Genomic DNA, 2,329 nt, shown 5'->3' with positions numbered 1-2,329 from the left:
CGCTGATTCCCGGATCCGGTTCGGCCAGCCGGGCGGGGCCGATCGGGGTGAGCGGGGACACGGCGATGGCGATCACGACCGCGCCGAGGGCGCCGGCGACCGTGGCCGCGGCCGTCTCCGTCATGCTCGCGGTGAACAGCTGGCGGCGGGTCATGCCGAGGGCCGCCAGCGTGCCGTTGTCCTGGGTGGCGGTCAGCAGGGTGCGGGCCGCCGCCTGGCCGATGATGAGGAGCGCGGTGAGCGCTAGGGCGAGCGCGAACAGCGCGAGGGCCACCGCCTGCGGCCGGATCGCGCGCTCGATGGTAGCCGCCTGCGTCGCCTCGTCGGCGACGAAGACCTGCTTCCCGGTCGCCGGGTAGCGCTGTGCGAGCTGCTGCGCGGCCGCGGTGAAGGCAGCGACGGAGGCGCCCGGCTTCAGCTTCACGTACACGCCGTCGAACCCCACGTAGGCGGGGCCGAGCTCGCGGAACAGCGCGAGGCTCCCCATGATCTGCGGCACCTGGTCGATGTACGTGACGGGGACGACCGAGCCGCGGGTCACGAGGACGCCGACGACGTGCTCGGTGAGCGGGCGGACGTGGTTCGAGCTGTTCAGCGCCGCCATCCGCAGCACGGACCCGACGTGCAGGCGCAACCGCTGCGCGGCGATCTGATCGACGGCTATCTCCTGCGGGGCATCCTGGCTGGGCAGGCGCCCGGCCAGCATCCTAGGGACGTCCATCGTGCGTGCGTAGCGGCCATCGGGCGGGACGAACATGATGGCGCCGTTGACCGGGACGCCCTTGGCGTTTACCGGGATCACGTTAATCCCGGCAACCGGGGCAGAGGCGGCCACACCGGCCAGCGTGCCGACCGCATCGTCATAGCTGAGGTCGCCTGAGTTCGTCGGCGAAACGAGCACGTCCGAGGCAGGGGACTGGCTGAGGAAGCGCGGGTAGGCGGAGTTCGTGCGGCTCGCGCCGGCCGCGGCGGTCAGCACCGCTCCCCCGGCCAGCGCGATGATCAGCGCGAGGCCGGTCCAGCCGCGCCAGCCGGCGCGCAGCTTGTGCGCGACGAGCACCGCCACAGCGAACATACGCGCAGCGTAGGGGCGATCCCAGGCGACCGGTAGGGGGGTGCCGCGCGCGGGTTGGTGTGCCTACCACCACCGCGTTTTGGGGTAGTCCGCACACTGGCGCCCGGCGGGTGTTCCGTGGGAAAACTAGCAGCGTGGAGCGGAATCCCGCGGTGCCCGGTACATCAGGGCAGACGAACCGCGCAATCGACGTGTTCCTCGCGGACGACAACCTGATCGTCCGCGAGGGAGTCAAGGCGCTCATCGAGCGCAACGCCGACCTGCGCGTGGTCGGGGTGGCCGCCGACTACGACGGGGTGGTATCCGGCTGCGCCGCCAGCGAGCCGCAGGTGCTGGTCACCGACGTGCGGATGCCGCCGTCGTTCCGGCGGGAGGGGATCGACGCCGCCAAGGAGGTGCGGTCCCTGTTCCCCGGCACCGGCGTAGTGATCCTGTCCCAGTACGACGACCCGGAGTACGCGGTATCGCTGCTCGCCGAAGGCTCGGCCGGGTACGGCTACCTGCTGAAGGACCGGGTCGCCGAGGGCACCCAGCTGGCCGACGCGATCCGCGCGGTGGCCACCGGCGGCACAGCGCTCGACCCGCAGATAGTGGAGGCGCTGGTGCGGCCGGTGCTGACCCCTGGCGGGCTGTCGTCCGCCGAGGAGTTGCTGCTCAGCCTTATCGCCGAAGGCCGCACGATCAAGGCGATCGCCGCCATCAGGAAGGTGCCGCCGTCGGTGATCGACGCGGAGGTCGAGGCGGTCTTCGTCAAGCTCGCCACCGGCGTGTCGGCGGGCGACCACACCGCGCTGAACCGGCTGCGCCTGCTGCACCAGGCCATCGTGGACCGCGAGGAGCAGGGCGAGACGCTCTCCCGGCTGCTGCCGTCCGGGCTGGCGTCGAAGCTGCGGAACGCGTCGGACGTGCGGATCGGCGAGACGGAAAAGGTCTTCGTCACCGTGCTGATGAGCGACATCAGGTCGTATTCGACCATCGCCGAGCACGCTGACCCCTCGGAGCTGGCCAGCCAGCTCAACACGCACAGGGCCGCGATGAACCGGGCCATCCTCGGCGAGGGCGGCACGGTCATGCAGTTCGTCGGCGACGCGGTGATGGCCGTGTTCGGCGCGCCGTTCCCGCAGGATGACCACGGGGACCACGCGGTCGCCGCCGCGGCCGGCATGCACGCGCTGCAGGCTGACATCAACGCGTCCTGGCGGGCGATCGGGCTGCCGGAGTTCGGCCTCGGCATCGGGCTGTCAACCGGGCCGG

At 71.5% G+C, this 2,329-nt stretch carries 2 protein-coding genes; one reads left to right on the top strand and one right to left on the bottom strand.

The window, feature by feature from the left end:
* On the bottom strand, positions 1-1,075 hold a 1,075-nt coding region (locus WA805_RS24215), incomplete at its 3' end, for an ABC transporter permease (protein ID WP_425243482.1).
* 134 nt (positions 1,076-1,209) lie between these two features.
* Here WA805_RS24215 and WA805_RS24210 point away from each other — a divergent pair.
* Positions 1,210-2,329: response regulator (locus tag WA805_RS24210; RefSeq protein ID WP_425243481.1), on the top strand; the 1,120-nt coding region annotated here is incomplete at its 3' end.

This window comes from Trebonia sp. (genome assembly GCF_049794275.1).
Classification (GTDB): Bacteria; Actinomycetota; Actinomycetes; order Streptosporangiales; family Streptosporangiaceae; genus Trebonia.
This window is presented reverse-complemented; position numbering and strand designations above follow the sequence as displayed.